We start from the raw sequence: 22,414 nt of genomic DNA, 5'->3' as shown, positions 1-22,414 counted from the left end.
ATGTCTGAATCACAGGTGGCCATTCAGCCTGCCGTACAACAATTTTTAGACCGACAGCATGGCCTGTGGATTGAAGGGCGTCAGGCCGCGTCGGACAGTGAAAAGCGGCTGAACGTCTTCAACCCGGCCACGGGCGAGGTCATTGCCTCGACTGCCGATGCCAGCGTCGACGACGTTGATCGTGCCGTCATGTCCGGCTGGCGCGCGTTTGTCGCCCGCAGCTGGGCCGGAAAACTGCCGGCGGAGCGCGAGCGGGTCCTGCTTCATTTCGCCGATCTGGTCGAACAGCACAGCGAAGAGCTGGCCCAGCTTGAAACGCTGGAGCAGGGCAAATCCATCAACATTTCCCGCATGTTTGAAGTCGGCTGTACCCTGAACTGGATGCGCTATACCGCCGGGCTGACCACCAAAATTACGGGTAAAACCCTCGACCTTTCCATTCCGCTGCCGCAGGGCGCCCGCTATCAGGCGTGGACGCGTAAAGAGCCGGTTGGCGTGGTGGCCGGGATTGTGCCCTGGAACTTCCCGCTGATGATCGGGATGTGGAAAGTGATGCCTGCGCTGGCCGCCGGCTGCTCTATTGTCATCAAGCCGTCAGAGACCACGCCGCTGACCATGCTGCGCGTGGCGGAGCTGGCAAGCGAAGCGGGTATTCCGGACGGGGTGTTCAACGTGGTGACCGGGAGCGGCGCGGTGTGCGGCGCAGCGCTGACCTCGCATCCGCATATTGCAAAGGTGAGCTTTACCGGCTCAACGGCGACGGGTAAGCAAATCGCCCGCGCGGCGGCGGATACGCTAACCGGGGTGACTCTGGAACTGGGCGGGAAAAACCCGGCCATTGTACTGAAAGACGCGGACCCGGCGTGGGTAATCGAAGGCCTGATGACCGGCAGCTTCCTGAACCAGGGGCAGGTGTGCGCGGCGAGCTCGCGCATCTATATTGAAGCGCCGCTGTTTGACACGCTGGTCAGCGGGTTTGAGCAGGCGGTGAAATCCCTGAGCGTCGGGCCGGGCATGTCGCCGGAGGCGTTTATCAACCCGCTTGTGTCGCGCGCGCACTGCGACAAGGTGCAGACCTTCCTTGACGAAGCGAAGTCGCGCAGCGCGGAGCTGATCGTCGGTAACCGGGGGCCGGAAGGCAAAGGCTATTACGTTTCGCCTACGCTGGTGGTGAACCCGGATGCCTCACTGCGCCTGACCCGTGAAGAGGTGTTTGGCCCGGTGGTCAACCTGGTACGCGTCGCCGACGGGGAAGAGGCGCTCCAGCTGGCAAACGACACCGAATATGGCTTGACTGCCAGCGTCTGGACGCAGAATATCAGCAAGGCGCTGGAGTACACCGACCGGCTGCAGGCGGGCACCGTCTGGGTGAACAGCCATACGCTGATTGACGCCAACCTGCCGTTCGGCGGCATGAAGCAGTCCGGCACCGGACGCGACTTCGGTCCGGACTGGCTGGACGGCTGGTGTGAAACCAAATCGGTTTGCGTGCGCTACTAGTAAAAGCAAAAGGCAACCTGGAGGTTGCCTTTTTAGTGTTTGTTCCCTCTCCCATGGGAGAGGGTCAGGGTGAGGGCATCCAGCCGCACCGGGCGAATTTTGCAGGCCGGGTAAGGCGTAGCCGCCACCCGGCTTTAATTAAAGCGACCACCGATCCCGTCCGGCCTCTTTCGCCCGGTACAGCGCCGCATCGGCGCGGGCGATGATCTCGGTGCCCGCTAACCCTTCCGCCATGCTTGCAATCCCCATGCTCACGGTGACACGATCGCTAACGGTTGACGCGCTGTGTGGTATAGCTTCTGTGCGCAGGCCGTCCTGAATACGTAAGGCCACCTTTTCTGCGATGTTTTCCGGACAGTTAAACAGGATCACCACAAACTCCTCGCCGCCGTAGCGTGACACCACATCATCAGGCGTGCGCACCGACTGCTTAAGCACCCGCGCCACGCGCGTCAGGCAGTCGTCACCCGCCTGGTGCCCGTAGGTGTCGTTGTAGCGTTTGAAATAGTCGATATCCAGCATGATCACCGAGAAGGTTTTTTTCTGCTCAACCGCGTTCTCCAGCACCACTTCCATTTTCCGGCGATTGGCGGTTTTGGTTAACGGATCCTGATGCGCCAGCGCATCCAGCCTGGAGATCAGCAGCTGATTTTGCTGGTTACGTCGCCAGGCCTCGTCAAACCAGCTCAGCAGGATGAAACGCCCGCAGATCAGGATCAGCGTAAAGACGCTCCAGATAACAAAAAAGTGAAGGTTGAGGCCATCGTTCCGTATCCAGCTTGCTACCGGCAGGGTGATCCAGAGCGGGAGCACAAAGGCGAGTAGCCCTTCAGGATAAAAATAGAGCGCCGTTAAGCCCGCGAGTAATAAAATGACGCACAGCGGCCAGACGTGCGGGAGCAGCAGCTGGGTGATAAACCAGAAGCAGGAGACCGACCAGATGGCGCTGCAGATAAACAGCACCACGCTGATGCCGGCGATGCGTCGCCAGGCCATGAGGATCAGCGCAGCTGAGAGGATGATAATGCCGAGCATGGAGGCATCGACCATTCTCGTCAGCTGCGGCGAGTGGGGATAAAGGGGATCGCTGGTATTAAGCAGGACGTGTCGCAGCAGAATCATCACCGCGAAGCTGATATTCACGAAGGCCAGCCACGGCAGGTTCATCGCCAGCCCGTGCATGACCATAGCATGGCGCGTTGGCCAGGTTGCCCGTTCAAGTGTCGGTTTTTTTCTTTTTTCCATAAAGCCCTTTCCCGTCCGGGGGATAAATCATGCAGGTGAGATATCAGTAACTATAAGCAAGCCAGGACGATCCTCAAACGCTGGGGCAAAAAAAACCGGGCGATTGCCCGGCGGGTGGTTATTTTTCGTCTTTCTTCTTCCCGAGCGTTGGCGTCTCGTCGAAGAAGTTCCACGGTTTAAGCAGGGTATGCACCCATTCCGTCGGCATTATCGGCCACTCTTCCGCGCGGGCGACGTGGGTGGTGCCGGTGGTCATCCAGACCACGTCGTCCTGGCCGTTAAGCGACTCGTTATCCTTGCTGTACTGCCCCAGGCCCGTGTCGTGTACGGAGCGGTTCGGGAATTTTCCTTCAGGGTAGAGCTCATCCGGGTGGTAACGAGTCACCCACAGCTGTTTGTCCATAAAGCTCAGGCGATGGTAAATCCACTCGTCCGGGGCAAATTTCGCGCCGGTCGCCACCGGGTGCGTACCGCCCGCGTAAGGGATAATCTGGTACGAGACCGGGTTGCCCATGCGGTTCTCTTTACTGGTGTTGCTCAGCAGCCGAATGGTGCCCGGGTCGAACTTCTGCGCCGCCTGCTGCTCGGTATTAATATCGTACTGATTGATCTGCATGGTGCTGGTGCGCGGGCCCCCGGCGGTATTCGGCTTCACTTCCGGATCCATCGCCACCAGCTTGTTATTGATGCCGTCCACGTCCATATCAAGACGGAAGTTGTAGATATGCTGGTGCGTGGTGCCCACGATGTTATGGTCGATCAGCGTGCCGTATTTTGTGTCGTCTTTGGCTGTGGCGTCGTGCATGGTTTTCGCCTGAACGCCTTTCACCGCCTCGATACCCGTTGCGCCGGCGTCAATGCCGATGGTGCCATTTTCATGGAACACCCAGTCAAAGATGTAATCGTAGTTGCCCACGGTACTCACCCAGCGCACCACCAGCTCGCGGCGCTCGGTGCTGACGTTTGGCTGACCCATCTCCTGATGTTTGTATTCCGGCCCGGCGTAGCGTTCGAAAATGGCGATCGCGCGCGGGATCTCCATCGGCGCGCCGGTGTAATCCGGGATGGTTTCATTGAGCATCACGGCGTTGGACGGCACGTCTTTACCGCGCACCAGCGGTGAGGTCAGGGTGCCCATACCGTAGTCGCCGGAGTCGAGATAGGCTTTAAAGTACCAGCCCACGTCCGGATCGCCGTAAGGGACGATCATGCCGCCGAGCGACCCCTGATACATCACCTGGCGCTTTTTGCCGTTGTCGTTATACGTGACGGTTGAAATCATCGGGCCGACGCGGGAGTCCAGGCTCAGGTGGAAATCCCAGTTCTGCCAGTGCACCATATCGCCGGTGATGGTGTAGTTCTTGCCTTCCGGCTCAGTGATGTTGAGCGGTTTTTTCGGCGTCTCAACGCGGTCGCGGCCATCATAGGGACGCGGGGTCATGGGAACCGGAACAACGGCACCTTCTTCAATCTTCTGGATCTTTTTCTGTTCAAGATCGACCACGGCCACCAGGTTCTCAATCGGGTGCGCCCAGTAGTTGCCGTCGCCCACGTCCAGATAGTTCACCACCTTCAGCAGGCGATCTTCCTGCTTCAGGCCGTCTTTACCGTCGAAATAGCCGACGGTCAGCGGCGTGGTAATCACTTTTTTCGGGTCGGTGATGCCGTGTTTTTTAAGCACCTCGGCGAACTCGGTGCTTTCGTTGATGATCTGCTGAACCGCGGTGAAATCATCCAGCAGCACCATGCCGTGCGCGTCTTTTACCGGTTCCCAGCGCAGGATTTTTTTATCCTTCAGGTCCACCACGCTTTCGATAACGTGCTTGCCATCGAGCATGACGATCTTCGCCTGGCGAGGGGCATCCACTGCCGTACCGTTAAGCACAAAGTCCCACACTTTGGCTTTCTCGGGCTCTGCCAGGGCGATCTGGGTAAAGCGGGTATTCGGTTTAAAGTCCGCCGAGGCTTTCACAATCTCAACGGCCTGCTTAATTTCGTCCGCCGTTAGCGCGTTTAACGGGTGAGGGCGTTTTTCTACCTGGAAGGTCTGGTCAAGGCCGGACTGGAAAACGTCGTTGATGAAGGTATCGGAAATAAAGGCTTTCTTGCCTTTCATCACCACCGGCACCTCGAGCCTGAGGGTTTTACCGTTGACGATGGCGGTTTTTGCGCCCGGTTTGACCTTCACAAAGGCACCGTCTTTCGCAATGGTGAACATCTGTGCGTAATCATCCCACTGAACGTCCGCGCCAAAGTCCTGCAGCGTTTTGTCCATCGGGACCATATGCGCCTCACTGCCGTGGGCGAAAACAGGGGATTGCCAGGCGCAACACAGCGCAACGGCCATGGCCAGCGCCGTTCTACGGGCAGAAAAAGAAGAATTGCTTCCCATCGTAGACCTCATCTTGTTGTGTTTATTGTGTTGTGACAGCCTTATCCTGACAGGCCTATGAGAAAAGCGTTTGCCTGCATCTGCCAGGTTATTTGCCAGTCTTGCCAGGTTAAAAAAAGAGCGGGGATACGTCACATCCCCGAGATAGAGGCTTCATGGGATCAGTAAGGTGATCTATCCAGATAAATACGCACGTCGAACCCAACTGTAGTGAAAGAGTAAATATTTCCGCGAACGCGGAGATAAATATCTCCGTTTGTTACCGTTGCTGTGGCTTTAGCATCGTTGGTAACCATGACAGGTTTGATATCTGATACGTGAGACATAAAATCTTCAGTGCTTTTTTTCGCATCATAGAGATAAAAGTGAAACGTATCTCTGGATAAAGAACTCGCTTCAACCTGGGTTATGTAGAGAGCTAAACGATCATTAACGATAATTTTTTCCTGAAATTTTTCATACACGGTAAACAGATCGCGGAAAGGGTATAAGATAAACCCCAGAAAAATGACAACCGCCACTACGATTCGCCAGTTAAAATCCCGAACGTCGTGCATAATCTATTCCTGCCCTAATCCATAATTGATCAACAGGGTCATCTCCATAAGCACTGGCACCATGATATTTAGCAAATTCTACCGGATCGCTTGTGCCAGCAAGGATCTGCGCAGTACCTGCACCGCGTAGCAGCACTCCATCAGGAATGCCCGCCGCCGCGCCAACCGCACCGTAATGAAAATTTCCAAAGTTAGCGTATTGCGAACGGCCTTGCTTATAGTCCCACGGACCATGATTTCTCACCATTTGATAAAACCAGATGTACGTCATCATTGAGGGACCGCCATGAAATCGAGCGATGACCATATGGCTGACAACGTCAACGCCCGGGGGCGAAAATGAAGCAATATCGTATGGAGTAGAATATGAAGGCACACGCATAGTTAACGCTCTGCCCAGCTATCGGCGAATCGCAAATTACCGTCGCAATATGTCCAGGTTATTTTGTCGTACCGTAGTTCAACGACTTCAAGATGATTGTGTTTTTCTTTCGTCGGGTCTTTAGTGTCATGCATCAATGGCGTAACGGAAACGACGCGAACATTATCGAGATGCATATTGTAATATTCTACCTCTTGACCAGCGTCATTTATGCGATACCACCTGAATTCCGCTGTTTTGAGGGTTTGCCCAGTAGCAACGGCTTTCATCAGGTAAGGAGAAGATGAATCAATTTCCTTTTGAAAAACGATTGGCGCATGGTTGCGTTTGCTGGTGATTTTACCGGTTAAAGGATCCGTTGGCAGGCGGAGGTTATGGGTAAAGCCGGTGACTTCAATGCTTCCCTCGCGGTCACGAATATCCACTGAGCCTGTGATTTTTGCGCCGCCGTCGTCCGTTAAGAAAAGATATACGGGTATTGCCATATTCAATTAACCTTCCATGTAATTGCACTTGAAAATATTCACGTCAGAAAATAATATCCTTGATAATAATATGGTCAATTCGATTACTGTTTCTGGTTGTAACTTATCCAGACCAGGCTGGCTGGATGGTTTGGTCTCCCAATGCCATCCAGTTTATGTTTTCTCTTAACGCAACACATCTGCGGATTAAGAGTTAAGGCTCAAGATAAAATATCCCCATGCTGGCGCGCCACCAGCGTCAGGATGGAGTAGAGCGCCACGGCCTGCTGGTGCTGGTTGAAGATCTCAACCGCCCACTCCACCACGCCGGTCGGTTTTTCCTCCCCGGTACGCTGTTTCTTCAGCGTTTTACGCTTGCAGGTCAGACGCACCTGTATGGTATCGCCCGGCTTAACCGGCTCGATAAAGCGCAGGTTTTCCATGCCGTAATTGGCAATAACCGGCCCGACGGCCGCATCAACAAACAGCCCCGCGGCGGCGGAGATCAGGAAGTAGCCGTGCACCACGCGCTCGCCAAAGATCGACTCTGCCGCGGCGATCTTGTCCATATGGGCGTAGAAGTGGTCCCCGCTCAGGCAGGCAAAGTTCACAATGTCCGCTTCCGTGAGGGTGCGGCGCGGCGTCAGCAGGCTGTCGCCCGGCTGTAGCTCCTCGAAGTATTTGCGGAACGGATGCACGCGATCTTCCTGCACCGCTGCGCCACGCACCCACTGTTTGCCAATGGCGGCCAGCATCGACGGGCTGCCCTGAATCGCGGTGCGCTGCAGGTAGTGCTTCACCGCGCGCAGGCCGCCCAGCTCTTCGCCGCCGCCCGCGCGGCCCGGGCCGCCGTGCACCAGCTGAGGCAGCGGGGAGCCGTGGCCGGTAGACTCTTTTGATGATTCCTCGTTAAGGATCTGAATGCGCCCGTGGGCGCGCGCCGCGCCGGCAATAAACTCGCGGGCAATCGCCGAATCGGCGGTGACCAGCGTACCCGCCAGGCTGCCGCCGCCCGCGCGGGCAAGCTGCATCGCGTGGCGTGCGTTGCGATACGGCATCAGCGTCGCAACCGGGCCGAAGGCTTCGGTTGAGTGCACCGCCGGGGTTTCGTCCGGCTGCGGGCAGAACAGCAGGGTCGGCGGGAAGAACGCGCCCGGGGCCTGCAGATCCGCTTTGCCACCCAGACGGATCTGGCAGCCAGCGGCGATCAGCCGATCCACTTTCTCCTGCACGTCCGCGCGCTGTTCGGCGTTGACCAGCGCACCCATCTTCACCCCTTCCTGCGCCGGGTCGCCCACTACCACCTTTTCCAGGCGTGCAATCAGCGCCTTGGTCACGGCGTCAATCTGGCTCTGCGGGACGATAATGCGGCGAATGGCCGTACATTTCTGCCCGGCTTTGGCGGTCATCTCGCGGACCACTTCCCGGATGAACAGGGCAAATTCCGGCTGTTCCGGCGTAACGTCCTCTCCCAGCACGCAGCAGTTCAGGGAGTCGGCCTCCATGGTGAACGGAATCGAATTCGCCACAATATTCGGGTGCACGCGCAGGCTTTGCCCTGTACTGGCGGAGCCGGTAAAGGTCACCACGTCCTGGCTGTCGAGCTGGTCGAGCAGATCCCCCGCGCCGCCGCAGATCAGGCTGATGGCGCCGTCCGGCACAAGCCCGCTGTCCACGATGGATTTCACCATCGCCTGCGTCACCTGCGCGGTCGCGGTAGCGGGTTTGATAATGGCGGGCATGCCGGCAAGCCAGGTCGGCGCCAGCTTTTCCAGCATCCCCCAGCAGGGGAAGTTAAAGGCGTTGATGTGCACCGCCACCCCGGATTTGGAGGTGAGGACATGGCGCGCCGCAAAGCCGCCTTCTTTCGACAGCGGGATTAACTCATCTTCCGGCCACAGCGTGTCATCCGGCAGCTCGCGGCTGCCCAGGCTGGCGTAAGTGAAGAGGGTGCCGATGCCGCCTTCAATATCCACCCAGCTGTCCGCCTTCGTCGCGCCCGTCTGGGCTGACAGGGCATAGAACGTCTCTTTCTCGCTAAGCAGGTGCTTTGCCACCGCCTTCAGCATGGCCGCACGTTCGATAAAGGTCATCTCGTGAAGCGCTTCACCGCCGCGCTCAATCGCATAGCGACGGGCGGCCGCCATGTCCAGCCCTTCGCTGGTCACGCTCCACAGGGCTTCGCCACTGATGGCGTGATGAATAGTGCGTTCGCGGCCCCGGCCAGACTGCCAGGTACCGGACAAGAAGCTGGCTAACTGCTGCATCGCTTATCTCCAAGTGTTACGTAATTTACTCATTAATAGTTTGATCATGAATCATAAAAATCAAGCTGAGTTTTTAATGAATTGTTAACGTTGTGATCTGGCCGGATGAATCTCACCGCTTGAAGGCGCTTTATGAAAGGCCTGAGACAAAAGCCTTGCGAGCAACATCACAAAACCAGGAAACAATTCTTGGGGTTATATTTAACCTTTGTGTAACTTTCAAAAAACAAAGTGATTCAACATTACGCTTTGATTTGCAAACTAACGAATCATAAAGGTGACGACGTGACGCAAGAACAACGGTTTGAGCAGCGCATAGCGCAGGAGACGGCGATTGAGCCTCAGGACTGGATGCCTGACGCCTACCGTAAGACGTTGATCCGTCAGATTGGTCAGCATGCGCACTCCGAAATTGTCGGCATGCTGCCGGAAGGGAACTGGATTACCCGCGCGCCGACGCTGCGCCGAAAAGCGATCCTGCTGGCGAAAGTGCAGGACGAAGCCGGGCACGGGCTCTACCTCTACAGCGCGGCGGAAACGCTGGGCTGCGCGCGGGAAGACATCTACCAGAAGATGCTCGACGGCAGGATGAAATACTCCTCCATCTTCAACTATCCGACCCTGAGCTGGGCCGATATCGGCGTGATCGGCTGGCTGGTAGATGGCGCGGCCATCGTCAACCAGGTGGCGCTGTGCCGCACCTCCTACGGCCCGTATGCCCGCGCGATGGTGAAAATCTGTAAAGAAGAGAGCTTCCACCAGCGCCAGGGCTTTGAGGCCTGCATGGCGCTGGCGCAGGGCAGCGAGGCCCAACGTCAGATGCTGCAGGACGCCATCAACCGCTTCTGGTGGCCGGCGCTGATGATGTTCGGGCCGAACGACGACAACTCGCCGAACAGCGCCCGCAGCCTGGCCTGGAAAATCAAACGCTTCGGCAATGACGAGCTTCGCCAGCGCTTTGTCGACAACACGGTGCCGCAGGTGGAGATGCTGGGCATGACGGTGCCGGATCCCGACCTGCGATTTGATGAAGAGAGCGGTCATTATCGCTTCGGCGAGATTGACTGGCAGGAGTTTGACGAGGTCATTAACGGGCGCGGCATCTGCAACCACGAGCGCCTGGCCGCGAAACGTAAAGCCTGGGAAGAGGGGGCGTGGGTGCGCGAAGCCGCACTGGCGCACGCGGAAAAACAACACGCCCGCAAAGTGGCTTAAGAGGAATCACGATGAGCAACGTCTACTGGCCGCTGTACGAAGTGTTCGTACGCAGCAAACAAGGGTTATCCCACCGTCACGTGGGCAGTCTGCATGCCGCCGACGATCGCATGGCGCTGGAAAATGCGCGTGATGCCTACACCCGCCGCAGCGAAGGGTGTTCTATCTGGGTGGTAAAGGCGAGCGAGATTGTCGCCTCCCAGCCGGAAGAGAGCGGTGAGTTCTTCGACCCGGCGGAAAGCAAGGTTTACCGCCACCCGACGTTCTACACCATCCCCGACGGCATCGAGCATATGTGAGGCAAAGAATGAATTCAGTGACTGCCTATGCCCTGCGTCTGGGCGACAACGGTCTGGTGCTTTCCCAGCGCCTCGGCGCCTGGTGCGGCCACGCGCCGGAGCTGGAAATTGACCTCGCGCTCGCCAATATCGGCCTCGACCTGCTGGGGCAGGCGCGCAATTTCCTGACCTATGCTGCGGAGCGGGAAGGCCAGGGCGATGAAGACACGCTGGCGTTTGGCCGCGACGAGCGCCAGTTCCGCAACGTCCTGCTGGTGGAGCAGCCGAACGGCAGCTTCGCCGACACCATTGCCCGCCAGTATCTGATGGATGCCTGGAACGTGGCGCTGTACGAACGGCTGACCCAAAGCAGCGACGGCCAGCTTGCGGCCATCGCCGCCAAAGCGGTTAAAGAGGCGCGCTACCACCTGCGCTTCAGCCGCGGCTGGCTGGTGCGTCTGGGCGACGGGACCGAAACGTCCGCGCAAAAAATGCAGCAGGCTATCGACAATCTGTGGCGTTTTACGGCGGAGCTGTTCGAAGCCGATGACGTCGAGCTGGCGCTGATTGACTCCGGCGTGGCGGTTGACCCGCGCGTCCTGCGCCAGCCGTGGGAAAGCGAAGTGTTTGCCGGTCTGAATGAAGCCTGCCTGCAGGTTCCCGCAGAGGTGGCGTACCGCACCGGGGGCAAGAGGGGGCTGCATACCGAACATCTGGGCCCGATGCTGGCGGAAATGCAGTATCTCCAGCGCGCGTATCCCGGTCAGCAGTGGTAAAGGAGAACGCTATGCAACGCCTCGTCGACATCGCGCCCGCGCAAATCCCGCAGATCTGGGCGCTGTTAAGCCAGATCCCCGATCCGGAAGTGCCGGTATTAACCATCACCGATTTAGGCATGGTGCGCAGCGTGAAGGCGCAGGGGGAAGGCTGGGTCATTGGCTTCACGCCAACCTACTCGGGCTGTCCGGCTACGGAACACCTGCTGGGGGCGATCCGCGACGCGATGACCGCGAACGGGTTTACCCCGGTGCACATTGTGCTCCAGCTTGATCCCGCCTGGACCACCGACTGGATGACCGCCGACGCGCGCGAGCGCCTGCGGGCGTACGGCATCAGTCCGCCCGTGGGGCATAGCTGCCACGCGCACGCGCCTGTGGAGGTGAGCTGCCCGCGCTGCGCCAGCACCGATACCTCGCTTATCAGTGAATTTGGCTCGACGGCCTGCAAAGCGCTCTACCGCTGCAACACCTGCCGCGAGCCCTTCGACTATTTCAAATGTATTTGAGGCTGCCATGACAACGTTTCATTCATTAACAGTGGCAAAAGTGGAACCCGAAACCCGCGACGCGGTGACCATTACCTTTGCGGTGCCGCAGGCGCTGCAGGAGGCCTACCGCTTCCGTCCCGGCCAGCACCTGACGTTAAAAACGAAGCTTGACGGGGACGAACTGCGCCGCTGCTACTCCATCTGCCGGAGTACCGCCCCGGGCGAAATCAGCGTGGCGGTCAAAGCCATCGACGGCGGGCGCTTTTCCCGCTACGCCCGGGATGAGATCAAAGCGGGCATGGCCCTGGAGGTGATGGTTCCTCAGGGGCAGTTTGGCTACCAGCCGCGGGCTGAACGTGAAGGCCACTATCTGGCTATTGCGGCAGGATCCGGGATCACTCCGATGCTGGCGATTATCTCCGCGACGCTGGCAACTGAACCCAACAGCCAGTTCACCCTGATCTACGGCAACCGCAGCAGCCAGAGCATGATGTTCCGCCAGGCGCTGGCGGACCTGAAAGACAAGTACACGCAGCGGCTGCAGCTGGTCTCCATCTTCAGCCAGGAGCGGCTGGACAGCGATCTGCTTTACGGCCGCATCGACGTGGAAAAGCTGCAGGCGCTGGCGAAAACCCTGATTAACTTCCGCCAGTACGACGAGGCGTTTATCTGCGGCCCGTCGGCGATGATGGACGACGCCGAAGCGACGCTGAAGGCGCTGGGGATGCCGGACAAATCCATTCACCTTGAGCGCTTTAACACCCCGGGGACCACCGCTAAACGCGCGGTGCACGTCCAGGCGGAAGGACAGAAAGTGACCGTGCGCCAGGACGGGCGCGATCGTGAAATCACCCTGACGGCGGACGACGACAGCATCCTGGATGCCGCCCTGCGTCAGGGGGCGGATCTTCCGTATGCCTGCAAGGGCGGCGTGTGCGCCACCTGTAAATGCAAAGTGCTGCGCGGGAAGGTGGATATGGCGACCAACTACAGCCTGGAGCCGGACGAGCTGGCCGCCGGATACGTGCTGAGCTGCCAGTCGCTGCCGTTAACCGCCGACGTGATTGTCGACTTCGACGCGAAGGGGATGGCATGAGCGAACTGACTGTTACCCGTCATGGCCGCGTGCTACAGCTGACGCTAAACCGTCCGGCGGCGCGCAACGCCCTCAACAATGCGCTGTTGACGCAGCTTGCGGAACAGCTGGAGGCCGCGGCTTCTGACATCGAGATTTCCGTCTGCGTGATTTACGGCAGCGAGCGCTGCTTTGCCGCCGGGGCCGATCTCAACGAAATGGCGGAGAAAGACCTGCCCGCCACGCTGAACGATATTCGCCCGCAGCTGTGGGCGCGGATTAACGCTTTTCCTAAACCGCTGATTGCCGCCGTGAACGGCTTCGCGCTGGGCGCAGGCTGCGAGCTGGCGCTGCTGTGCGACGCGATCGTTGCTGGCGATAACGCCCGTTTCGGCCTGCCGGAAATTACGCTGGGCATTATGCCCGGCGCGGGCGGCACCCAGCGTCTTATCCGCAGCGTCGGTAAATCGCTCGCCAGCAAAATGGTGCTGACCGGAGAGAGTATCTCCGCGCAGCAGGCGCTGAGCGCCGGGCTGGTGAGCGACGTCTTCCCGCCAGCGCTGACGCTGGAGTATGCCCTGAAGCAGGCGGCGCTGATGGCGCGCCACTCTCCGCTGGCGCTGCAGGCGGCGAAACAGGCGCTGCGCCAGTCTCAGGAGGTGCCGCTCCAGGCCGGTCTGGCCCAGGAGCGCCAGCTGTTTACGCTGCTTTCTGCCACCGAAGACCGCCGGGAAGGCATCGACGCCTTCTTACAAAAACGCACCCCCGACTTTAAAGGACGCTAATTGTGGAATTTATTCTCAGTCATGTTGAGCAGGGCGTAATGACCATTACGCTGAACCGTCCGGAGCGTCTGAACAGCTTTAACGACGTGATGCACCAGCAGCTTGCCGAGTGCCTGAAACAGGCCGAGCGTGATGACACCGTTCGCTGCCTGCTGATCACCGGGGCGGGACGCGGCTTTTGCGCCGGTCAGGATCTGAACGACCGCAACGTCGACCCCAACGGCCCGGCGCCGGATCTGGGGATGTCCGTTGAAACCTTCTATAACCCGCTGGTGCGCCGCCTGGCAAAGCTGCCGAAACCGGTCATTTGTGCCGTTAACGGCGTGGCGGCAGGCGCGGGGGCCACGCTGGCGCTGGGATGTGACATGGTCATTGCCGCTCGTTCCGCCAGCTTCGTGATGGCCTTCAGCAAGCTCGGCCTGGTGCCGGACTGCGGCGGCACCTGGCTGCTGCCGCGCGTGGCCGGACGCGCCCGCGCCATGGGGCTGGCGCTGCTCGGCGACAAGCTCAGCGCCGAACAGGCGCAGGCCTGGGGGATGATCTGGCAGGTGGTGGATGACGAACAGCTCTCCACCACCGCGCAGCAGATGGCGCTGCACTTTGCGTCTCAACCGACCTTCGGGCTGGGGCTGATCAAGCAGGCAATCAATGCAGCGGAAACCAACACCCTGGACGCCCAGCTCGATCTCGAGCGCGACTATCAGCGCCTGGCCGGGCGAAGCGACGATTACCGCGAGGGCGTCAGCGCCTTCCTGGCGAAGCGCGCGCCGAACTTTACGGGGAAATAAGATGCTGAGCATACGTACTGTCGCCGTGATCGGCAGCGGCACGATGGGCGCAGGGATTGCCGAAGTCGCCGCCAGCCATGGGCATCAGGTGCTGATCTACGACATCTCCAGCGACGCGATATCGCGGGCCATCGACGGGATCCGCCAGCGTCTGGCCTCCCGGGTGACGCGCGGAAAACTCTCCGCCGATGCCGGGAGCCAGATCCTCGCCCGGCTGCTTCCGGTCACGGATATCGAGGCGCTCGCCGCGGCCGATTTGGTCATAGAAGCGGCCTCCGAGCGTCTGGAGGTGAAAAAGGCGCTGTTTGCTCAGCTGGCTGAGATCTGCCCGCCGCAGACGGTGCTGACCAGCAATACCTCTTCCATCTCCGTCACGGCGATTGCGGCGGACGTCCACCACCCGGAGCGCGTCGCAGGGCTGCACTTCTTTAACCCGGCGCCGGTGATGAAGCTGGTGGAGGTGGTCAGCGGGCTGGCGACCTCTTCGGAAGTGGCAGACGCGCTGTGCGAGCTGGCGCTGAACTGGGGCAAACAGCCCGTTCGCTGCCAGTCAACGCCGGGATTCATCGTCAACCGCGTCGCCCGTCCATTCTATTCCGAGGCCTGGCGCGCGCTGGAAGAGCAGGTCGCCCCGCCGGAGGTGATTGATGCCGCCCTGCGCGACGGCGGCGGTTTCCCGATGGGGCCGCTGGAGCTGACCGACATGATTGGTCAGGACGTGAATTTCGCGGTGACCTGCTCGGTATTTAACGCCTTCTGGCAGGAGCGTCGTTTTCTGCCTTCGCTGGTCCAGCAGGAGCTGGTGCTGGCGGGAAGGCTGGGCAAAAAGAGCGGGAAGGGCGTCTACGACTGGCAGGGCGAGAAACCCGCCGTGCAGTGGGTGCCGGCCGTGAAAGACAGCTTCAGCCCGATGCGCGTGGAAAGAAGACGTGACGGTGTCACCGAAATTGATGATGTGTACCTGATCGAAACGCAGGGCGAAACCGCTCAGGCGCTGGCGCTGCGGCTCAACGGCCCGGTGGTAGTGGTGGACCGCATTGAGCGCGACGTGGCGGTGATTGCGTCGGCCGCCAGCAACCCGCACACCGCGACGCAAAAGGCCATCCGCTACCTGCAGCAGCAGGGTAACCGGGTGGTGCAAATTGCCGATTATCCCGGCCTGCTGGTCTGGCGCACGCTGGCGATGATTGCCAACGAAGCGCTGGATGCCCTGCAAAAAGGGGTCGCCAGCGAAAAGGACATCGATACCGCCATGCGCCTGGGCGTGAACTACCCGAGCGGACCGATCGCCTGGGGCGAACGGCTGGGCTGGCAGCGCCTGCTGACGCTGCTGGAGAACCTGCAGCGTCATTACGGCGAAGAGCGCTATCGCCCCTGTTCACTGCTGCGCCAGCGCGCGCTTCTGGAGAGTAGCTATGAGTCATAACGCCTGGCATAACGCCCGCGCGATGTACGAACGGGACGCCTGCGCGCAGGCGATGGGGATGGACATTGTCGACATGGATGAAGGCTACGCGGTGGTGACCATGACCATCACCCCGCAGATGCTTAACGGCCACCAAACCTGCCACGGCGGACAGCTTTTTTCGCTGGCAGACACCGCCTTTGCCTACGCCTGCAACAGCCAGGGGCTGGCGGCGGTAGCCTCAGGCTGCTCGATTGATTTTCTGCGTCCGGGCTTTGCCGGGGACACGCTCACCGCCACCGCGCGGGTGATGCACCAGGGCAGGCTGACCGGCGTATACGACATTGAAATCCAGAACCAACAACAGAAAACCGTCGCCCTTTTTCGCGGGAAATCTCACCGCATCGGCGGCAACGTGACAGGAGAGGCAGATGCGTGACGCATTTATTTGTGATGGCGTTCGAACCCCGGTGGGGCGCTACGGCGGCGCGCTTGCCGCAGTCCGAACCGACGATCTCGGTGCCGTGCCGCTGCGCGCGCTGCTGGCCCGCTATCCCCAGCTCGACCTCGAGCGGATTGACGACGTGATCTTCGGCTGCGCCAACCAGGCGGGGGAAGATAACCGCAACGTAGCGCGCATGTCGTCCCTGCTGGCCGGGCTGCCGCAGACGGTGTCCGGAACTACCATTAACCGCCTGTGCGGGTCGGGGCTGGACGCGATTGGTTTTGCTGCCCGCGCCATTAAGGCGGGCGATGGCGAACTGCTGATTGCGGGCGGCGTGGAGTCGATGTCGCGCGCGCCGTTTGTGATGGGCAAAGCCACCGCCGCGTTTCAGCGTCAGGCGGAAATCTTTGATACCACCATCGGCTGGCGATTTGTGAATCCGCTCATGCATCAGCAATTCGGAACTGACAGTATGCCGGAAACGGCAGAGAATGTAGCTGAATTGTTAAATATCAGCCGTGCCGATCAGGACGCGTTCGCGCTGCGCAGCCAGCAGCGTACCGCGCAGGCGCAGCAGAACGGCATTCTGGCGCAGGAGATTGTGCCGGTACCGGTGCCGGGCAAAAAAGGGGCGGTCACGGAGTTCTGCGTGGATGAACATCCGCGCGCGGACACCACGCTCGAACAGCTCGCTGGACTCAAAACGCCGTTCCGTAAGAACGGGGCGATCACGGCGGGAAATGCCTCCGGCGTCAACGACGGCGCGGCGGCGCTGATCGTCGCCAGCGAGAAGATGGCGCTGGCGCAGGGGCTAGTCCCGCGCACGCGGATCGTGGCGATGGCGACGGCGGGCGTGGAGCCACGTCTGATGGGGCTCGGCCCGGTCCCGGCCACCCGCAAGGTGCTGGAGCGCGCCGGGCTTAGCATTAACGATATGGACGTTGTCGAGCTTAACGAAGCTTTCGCCTCGCAGGCGCTGGGCGTGCTGCGTCAGCTGGGCCTGCCGGATGATGCCGCGCACGTCAACCCGAACGGTGGCGCGATTGCGCTGGGCCACCCGCTGGGCATGAGCGGTGCCAGACTGGCGCTGGCCGCGAGCAATGAACTGCACCGACGCGGCGGGCGCTACGCGCTGTGTACGATGTGCATCGGTGTGGGTCAGGGCATTGCCATGATCCTTGAGCGTGTTTGAGCATAAAAACAATGTGAGTACCCTACAATGACAAATACAACAAAGCTTGATCCGATTGAAACGGCCTCCCTTGACGAGTTACAGGCGCTGCAGACCGAGCGTCTGAAATGGACGCTGCATCACGCCTACAGCAACGTGCCGATGTACAAACGCAAGTTTGACGCCGCGGGCGTTCACCCTGACGATTTCAAAGAGCTGGCGGATATCCGCAAATTCCCGTGCACCACCAAGCAGGACCTGCGGGATAACTATCCGTTCGATACCTTTGCCGTGCCGATGGAGCAGGTGGTGCGCATTCACGCGTCATCCGGCACCACCGGCAAACCGACCGTTGTCGGCTATACGCAGGGCGACATCGACAACTGGGCCAATCTGGTGGCCCGCTCCCTGCGCGCCGCGGGCGGCAGCGCGAAGGACAAAATTCACGTTGCATATGGCTACGGCCTGTTTACCGGCGGGCTGGGGGCGCACTACGGGGCCGAGCGTTTAGGCGCGACGGTGATCCCGATGTCCGGCGGCCAGACGGAGAAACAGGCGCAGCTGATCCGTGATTTCCAGCCGGATATGATCATGGTGACGCCGTCCTACTGCCTCAACCTGATTGAGGAGCTGGAGCGCCAGATGGGCGGCGATGCCAGCGGCTGTTCCCTGCGCGTGGGCGTCTTCGGCGCCGAGCCGTGGACGCAGGCCATGCGTCGCGAAATCGAAAAACGCTTAGGCATTACCGCGCTGGATATCTATGGCCTCTCCGAAGTAATGGGGCCGGGCGTGGCGATGGAGTGTATCGAAACCGTCGACGGCCCGACCATCTGGGAAGATCACTTCTACCCGGAGATCGTCAACCCGAACGACGGCACGCCGCTGGATGACGGTCAGCAGGGCGAACTGCTGTTCACCACGCTGACCAAAGAGGCGCTGCCGGTGATCCGCTACCGGACCCGCGACCTGACGCGCCTGCTTCCGGCAACCGCGCGCAGCATGCGCCGCATGGACCGGATCAGCGGGCGCAGTGACGACATGCTGATCATCCGCGGCGTCAACGTCTTCCCGTCGCAGCTGGAAGAGGAGATCGTCAAGTTCGAACACCTTTCTCCGCACTACCAGCTGGAGGTGAACCGTCGCGGGCATCTTGATTCACTTTCCGTGAAGGTGGAGCTGAAAGAGAGTAGCCTCACGCTGACGCACGAGCAGCGCTGTCAGGTGTGCCACCAGCTGCGCCACCGCATTAAGTCAATGGTGGGAATTTCCACCGACGTAATGATTGTTAACTGCGGCAGCATCCCGCGCTCGGAGGGCAAAGCCTGCCGGGTGTTTGACTTGCGTAAAGCTGCGGCCAACGGTTGAATTTCCCTCACCCCAGCCCTCTCCCAAAGGGAGAGGGAGTACTAAGTTCCCTCTCCCTTTGGGAGAGGGTCAGGGTGAGGGGCTATCCCAGAATCCTGTGCTATGATTCATCCAGGACAAAAATTACAACAGAATGAATCACATGAATAAACTCGACGCCTTTATCCAGCACGCGGTCAGCTCCGTACCCGTCAGCGGGACCTCTCTCATCTCCTCGTTATACGGTGACGCGCTTTCCCATCGCGGCGGTGAGATTTGGCTCGGTAGTCTGGCCGCCCTGCTGGAAGGCATGGGGTTTGGCGAGCGCTTCGTGCGCACCGCGCTGTTTCGCCTCAACAAAGAGGGCTGGCTGGACGTTTCCCGCATCGGGCGGCGCAGCTTTTACCGCCTGAGCGATAAAGGGCTTCGCCTGACGCGTCGCGCGGAGAATAAGATTTACCGCGCGGAACTGCCCGCCTGGGACGGAAAATGGCTGTTGCTGCTCTCCGAAGGTCTCGATAAAGCCACACTTGCCGACGTCAAAAAACAGCTTATCTGGCAGGGGTTTGGCACGCTGGCGCCGAGCCTGATGGCCTCGCCGTCGCAGCATCTGGCGGACGTGCAGTCTCTGCTTCACGATGCCGGCGTGGCGGAAAACGTGATCTTCTTTGAAGCCCACTCGCCGCTGGCGCTCTCCCGCGCCGCGCTGCGTTCGCGGGTGGAAGAGTGCTGGCAGTTAACCGAGCAAAACGCGATGTACGAGTCCTTTATCAACTCGTTCCGGCCGCTGCTGCCGCTGCTGAAAGAGGCCGCGCCCGAGGAGCTGACGCCGGAACGCTGTTTCCAGATCCAGCTGCTGCTGATTCACTTTTATCGTCGCGTGGTGCTGAAAGACCCGCTGCTGCCGGAAGAGTTGCTGCCCGCTCACTGGGCGGGGCAAAGCGCCCGACAGCTCTGCATTAATATCTATCAGCGTGTCGCGCCGGGGGCGCTGGCGTTTGTCAGCGAGAAGGGCGAAACCTCCGTGGGCGAACTGCCCGTGCCCGGCACGCTTTACTATCAACGCTTTGGTGGTCTTACAAGCGCATAAGGAGCGAAGATGCCAGTTTATCAAATTGACGGTCTGACGCCGGTCGTGCCGGACGAGAGCTATGTTCACCCAACGGCGGTGCTGATCGGGGACGTGATTCTGGGTAAAGGCGTTTATGTTGGTCCCAACGCCAGCCTGCGCGGTGATTTTGGCCGTATCGTGGTGAAAGACGGTGCCAACATTCAGGATAACTGCGTGATGCACGGCTTCCCGGAGCAGGACACGGTGGTGGAAGAGGACGGGCATATCGGCCACAGCGCCATTCTCCACGGCTGCGTGATCCGCCGCAATGCGCTGGTGGGCATGAACGCGGTGGTGATGGACGGCGCGGTCATCGGTGAAAACAGCATCGTCGGCGCGGCGGCGTTCGTGAAGGCGAAAGCGGAGATGCCCGCCAACCATTTGATTATCGGCAGCCCGGCCAAAGCGATTCGCGAACTCAGCGAGCAGGAGCTGGCGTGGAAGCAGCAGGGCACGCGGGAGTATCAGGTGCTGGTGGAGCGCTGCAAGCTCACTATGCACCAGGTGGAGCCGCTGCGCGAGGCTGAGCCTGACCGGAAACGGCTGGCGTTTGATGAGAATTTAAGGCCGAAGTCGGCGGTGTAGGACGGGAAGTTCGCGCCACGGCACTAACGGGAAGATGTTACCCGCCTCATCATGCTATTAATCCTCGATACAGACTCATCACGACAGAGGACACAGAGTTATGCTGAGGGGTAAAAGAGCTGTTATCACGGGTGGCGGCGGGGGATTTGGTCAGGCGCTGTGCGTCTGGCTTGCCCGAGAGGGCGTTGAAGTGGATTTTAGCGCCCGTCGGGCGGTGGATATTCAAAAAACCTGCAGCCTCATCGCGGCTGAAGGTGGTGAGGCGAAGGGGTATCTCTGTGATTTAGCCCTGCCGGAATCCATTTCTCAGTTTTCTTCGCAGATCTTACATTCAGACAGGCCAATCGATATTTTAATTCTGAATGCTGCTCAGTGGTTGTCCGGGACAATAGACGAACATTCGAGCACAGAAATCTTCAATACCGTCAGTTCAGGCCTGACAGGTTCAATCCTGCTAACCCAGGCAATGCTTCCGGGTTTAAGACGCTCAGACAGTGCAGACATCATTGCGGTTATCTCTGCGTGCGGTATTCCGAACTTTACAGATTCGATTGCCCATCCCGCTTTTTTTGCCAGCAAACACGGGCTCAGCGGCTTTACAACGAAACTGTCAGAACACTTATCTAAAGAAAACATTCGGGTAACCGGATTATATCCGCCTGATTTTGAACTGACCGGTTTAGATGCGCATGTCGATAATCAATCAAGAATGGGGGAGCGTCTGGTGAATGGATGGTCAATCTGGGAAACGATTCGTTTTGTACTGACTCAGCCTCGAAGTTGCCATATTAGTACTATCTACTTTCAGGGGCCGACTCGCGAAGATCTTGCGCATCAGACCTGAATTTGACGGCGGGCGTTCACTATTATTGCTGATAAACGCGTTTTGGGATCCCATTAATCGCAAAGCGGCTGCCAGGGCTCTGGCTGTCTTTTTTCGCCATATCCATTAATAGCGCGATGCCAATGTAATTACTCCAGTTAAAGGTATTTTGCAGCACCACCACCGCATTGCCTTTTTCTTTGTCATAGCCGATAAAGCTGGAGTAGCCGCCGATATAGCCGACCTGATAGGTGATTTTTTCCAGGCCGATAAAGTCGGTGGTCCAGGCAATACCCTGTACTCCGTCGGGGCGTTGAATATCGGTATTTCTCACTTCGGCAAAGACGCTGTCCAGCAAGGGATTATGCGTCGTCGATACGTGATAGCGGGCATAGGTCGCCAGATCTTCGGCGTTGCTGTACAAGCTCGCTGCCGCCACCATGTTGTTGGAAAAATGCCAGTCCGGGGTGAGCTGCCCGCGCGGGATAAATTTCGGCTGATCGCCCGCGTGGCCGAGCGCACGCTCCGGGTATCCTTTTAGCTGCTGGGGAATAAAGCTGCTGTTAGCCATTTGCAGCGGACGGAAAATATAGCGCGAGGCTAAACTCTGGATATCTTCGCCGGTTTTGTGCTTCAGGATATAGCCGAGCAGCGCGTAGCCGGTATTGGAGTATTGCGGCACTTTATTCTTTGGCGCCCGCCAGTCGGCGAGGTAGCGCAGCACGTTATCGCTGTCCAGCTCGCTATAGAAATTTTCGCCCGTGCTTAAATAGCCGATGAATTTTCCAAGCATCGGAACATCCATATTCTGACGCGGCAGGCCGGATGTGTGGGTTACCAGTTCAAGCAGGGTGATTTTTTGTGCATCCGCGCTAAGCGGCGTCCCCGGTGGAAGCAATGTCGCCAGGCTATCGTTCCAGTTCAGTTGCCCTTCATTCACCAGGCACGCCACCACTTCCGCCGTGATCCCTTTGCTGAGCGAGCCGAGAGCAAACAGGGTGTCGGGCCTGACCGGATAGCGATTGACCGCATCGGTTACGCCCCAGGTGTAAAACTGCGGCGAGCCGTGATTATGGATCACCGCGACCGTCATCCCGGGAACGGATTTTTGTGCCATATAGTGACGCACCACGCTGTCAACGTCGCCATCCAGCGAATCATGGGTGAGAAGTTCCTGAGTACCTTCCGGGGAGGACATCTGTGAGAGCGTGCCACAACCGCTGAAGAGTGGGAGAGTAAGCAGAAGCCAGCGAATTTTTATTGTTATGTTCTGCATACCTGATAGCGAGTGTGGTGGTCATTAGCGCGCCAGGAA

22 protein-coding genes are annotated in these 22,414 nt (G+C 59.2%); 15 read left to right on the top strand and 7 right to left on the bottom strand.

Annotated elements, in window-relative coordinates; genetic code table 11:
• Nucleotides 1-1,500, top strand: a complete 1,500-nt coding sequence (locus tag AC1VYI_RS13700) for an aldehyde dehydrogenase family protein (RefSeq protein ID WP_126787194.1) — start codon at nt 1-3, stop codon at nt 1,498-1,500.
• A gap of 138 nt (nt 1,501-1,638) precedes the next feature.
• Here AC1VYI_RS13700 and AC1VYI_RS13695 read toward each other — a convergent pair whose 3' ends face one another.
• The 6 genes from AC1VYI_RS13695 to paaZ all read right to left on the bottom strand — a co-directional run bounded on the left by AC1VYI_RS13695 (nt 1,639) and on the right by paaZ (nt 8,807).
• Nucleotides 1,639-2,745 carry a GGDEF domain-containing protein gene (locus AC1VYI_RS13695; protein ID WP_047742015.1) on the bottom strand — a complete coding sequence of 369 codons (1,107 nt, stop codon included), beginning with the start codon at nt 2,743-2,745 and terminating at the stop codon, nt 1,639-1,641.
• A 118-nt stretch (nt 2,746-2,863) separates the two neighbouring features.
• Nucleotides 2,864-5,137 (bottom strand): primary-amine oxidase, encoded by a 2,274-nt coding sequence (tynA, locus tag AC1VYI_RS13690; protein WP_134866358.1) that lies wholly within the window; start codon nt 5,135-5,137, stop codon nt 2,864-2,866.
• Nucleotides 5,138-5,298: 161 nt separating this feature from the next.
• The gene (locus AC1VYI_RS13685) at nt 5,299-5,694 is read right to left on the bottom strand and encodes a hypothetical protein (RefSeq protein WP_045398970.1); all 396 of its coding nucleotides are present in this window, start codon (nt 5,692-5,694) and stop codon (nt 5,299-5,301) included.
• Nucleotides 5,672-5,968 (bottom strand): polymorphic toxin type 44 domain-containing protein, encoded by a 297-nt coding sequence (locus AC1VYI_RS13680; protein ID WP_223604042.1) that lies wholly within the window; start codon nt 5,966-5,968, stop codon nt 5,672-5,674. The genes AC1VYI_RS13685 and AC1VYI_RS13680 overlap by 23 nt, the downstream gene beginning before the upstream one ends.
• 110 nt (nt 5,969-6,078) lie before the next feature.
• The gene (locus tag AC1VYI_RS13675) at nt 6,079-6,561 is read right to left on the bottom strand and encodes an Hcp family type VI secretion system effector (RefSeq protein ID WP_045398973.1); all 483 of its coding nucleotides are present in this window, start codon (nt 6,559-6,561) and stop codon (nt 6,079-6,081) included.
• 200 nt (nt 6,562-6,761) lie between these two features.
• Nucleotides 6,762-8,807, bottom strand: a complete 2,046-nt coding sequence (gene paaZ / locus AC1VYI_RS13670; protein WP_226483758.1) for a phenylacetic acid degradation bifunctional protein PaaZ — start codon at nt 8,805-8,807, stop codon at nt 6,762-6,764.
• 285 nt (nt 8,808-9,092) lie between these two features.
• Between paaZ and paaA the strand changes: the two genes are divergently transcribed.
• From paaA to AC1VYI_RS13600, 14 genes are all read left to right on the top strand, one after another.
• A complete protein-coding gene (gene paaA, locus AC1VYI_RS13665) occupies nt 9,093-10,022 on the top strand; it encodes a 1,2-phenylacetyl-CoA epoxidase subunit PaaA (RefSeq protein WP_045398979.1) in 930 nt (309 codons plus the stop codon).
• Nucleotides 10,023-10,033: 11 nt separating this feature from the next.
• Nucleotides 10,034-10,321 (top strand): 1,2-phenylacetyl-CoA epoxidase subunit PaaB, encoded by a 288-nt coding sequence (gene paaB / locus AC1VYI_RS13660; protein WP_003857353.1) that lies wholly within the window; start codon nt 10,034-10,036, stop codon nt 10,319-10,321.
• Between the two features lie 8 nt (nt 10,322-10,329).
• Entirely contained in the window at nt 10,330-11,076 is a 747-nt protein-coding gene (gene paaC / locus AC1VYI_RS13655; protein ID WP_134866354.1) for a 1,2-phenylacetyl-CoA epoxidase subunit PaaC, read from the top strand.
• Between the two features lie 11 nt (nt 11,077-11,087).
• Nucleotides 11,088-11,585 (top strand): 1,2-phenylacetyl-CoA epoxidase subunit PaaD, encoded by a 498-nt coding sequence (gene paaD, locus AC1VYI_RS13650; RefSeq protein WP_134866352.1) that lies wholly within the window; start codon nt 11,088-11,090, stop codon nt 11,583-11,585.
• A gap of 7 nt (nt 11,586-11,592) precedes the next feature.
• Nucleotides 11,593-12,663: a 1,2-phenylacetyl-CoA epoxidase subunit PaaE gene (gene paaE, locus AC1VYI_RS13645; RefSeq protein WP_134866350.1), complete on the top strand. Its 1,071-nt coding sequence runs from the start codon at nt 11,593-11,595 to the stop codon at nt 12,661-12,663.
• Nucleotides 12,660-13,427, top strand: coding sequence for a 2,3-dehydroadipyl-CoA hydratase PaaF (gene paaF, locus AC1VYI_RS13640; RefSeq protein ID WP_047174259.1), 768 nt, complete (start codon nt 12,660-12,662; stop codon nt 13,425-13,427). Before paaE ends, paaF begins: the two co-directional genes overlap by 4 nt.
• On the top strand, nt 13,427-14,215 hold the full coding sequence (gene paaG / locus AC1VYI_RS13635; RefSeq protein WP_088544781.1) for a 2-(1,2-epoxy-1,2-dihydrophenyl)acetyl-CoA isomerase PaaG: 789 nt from the start codon (nt 13,427-13,429) through the stop codon (nt 14,213-14,215). Before paaF ends, paaG begins: the two co-directional genes overlap by 1 nt.
• A 1-nt stretch (nt 14,216) precedes the next feature.
• Nucleotides 14,217-15,641 (top strand): 3-hydroxyacyl-CoA dehydrogenase PaaH, encoded by a 1,425-nt coding sequence (paaH, locus tag AC1VYI_RS13630; protein ID WP_134866348.1) that lies wholly within the window; start codon nt 14,217-14,219, stop codon nt 15,639-15,641.
• Nucleotides 15,631-16,059, top strand: a complete 429-nt coding sequence (paaI, locus tag AC1VYI_RS13625; RefSeq protein WP_047742007.1) for a hydroxyphenylacetyl-CoA thioesterase PaaI — start codon at nt 15,631-15,633, stop codon at nt 16,057-16,059. The genes paaH and paaI overlap by 11 nt, the downstream gene beginning before the upstream one ends.
• Entirely contained in the window at nt 16,052-17,257 is a 1,206-nt protein-coding gene (gene pcaF, locus AC1VYI_RS13620) for a 3-oxoadipyl-CoA thiolase (RefSeq protein ID WP_023311580.1), read from the top strand. Before paaI ends, pcaF begins: the two co-directional genes overlap by 8 nt.
• A gap of 27 nt (nt 17,258-17,284) precedes the next feature.
• Entirely contained in the window at nt 17,285-18,601 is a 1,317-nt protein-coding gene (gene paaK / locus AC1VYI_RS13615) for a phenylacetate--CoA ligase PaaK (protein ID WP_045399011.1), read from the top strand.
• A 133-nt stretch (nt 18,602-18,734) separates the two neighbouring features.
• Nucleotides 18,735-19,670 carry a phenylacetic acid degradation operon negative regulatory protein PaaX gene (paaX, locus tag AC1VYI_RS13610; RefSeq protein ID WP_045354833.1) on the top strand — a complete coding sequence of 312 codons (936 nt, stop codon included), beginning with the start codon at nt 18,735-18,737 and terminating at the stop codon, nt 19,668-19,670.
• Between the two features lie 9 nt (nt 19,671-19,679).
• Nucleotides 19,680-20,276 (top strand): phenylacetic acid degradation protein PaaY, encoded by a 597-nt coding sequence (paaY, locus tag AC1VYI_RS13605; protein WP_023335575.1) that lies wholly within the window; start codon nt 19,680-19,682, stop codon nt 20,274-20,276.
• Nucleotides 20,277-20,376: 100 nt separating this feature from the next.
• Complete coding sequence (locus tag AC1VYI_RS13600; RefSeq protein ID WP_023311583.1) at nt 20,377-21,120, top strand: SDR family oxidoreductase; 744 nt, start codon at nt 20,377-20,379, stop codon at nt 21,118-21,120.
• A 22-nt stretch (nt 21,121-21,142) separates the two neighbouring features.
• On the opposite strand, the gene AC1VYI_RS13595 is transcribed toward AC1VYI_RS13600, so the two are convergent.
• Nucleotides 21,143-22,375 carry a serine hydrolase domain-containing protein gene (locus AC1VYI_RS13595; RefSeq protein WP_134866346.1) on the bottom strand — a complete coding sequence of 411 codons (1,233 nt, stop codon included), beginning with the start codon at nt 22,373-22,375 and terminating at the stop codon, nt 21,143-21,145.
• Nucleotides 22,376-22,414: the final 39 nt, after the last annotated feature.

The sequence above is a fragment of the Enterobacter sp. QK-SA4 genome (genome assembly GCF_056856775.1).
This window is presented reverse-complemented; position numbering and strand designations above follow the sequence as displayed.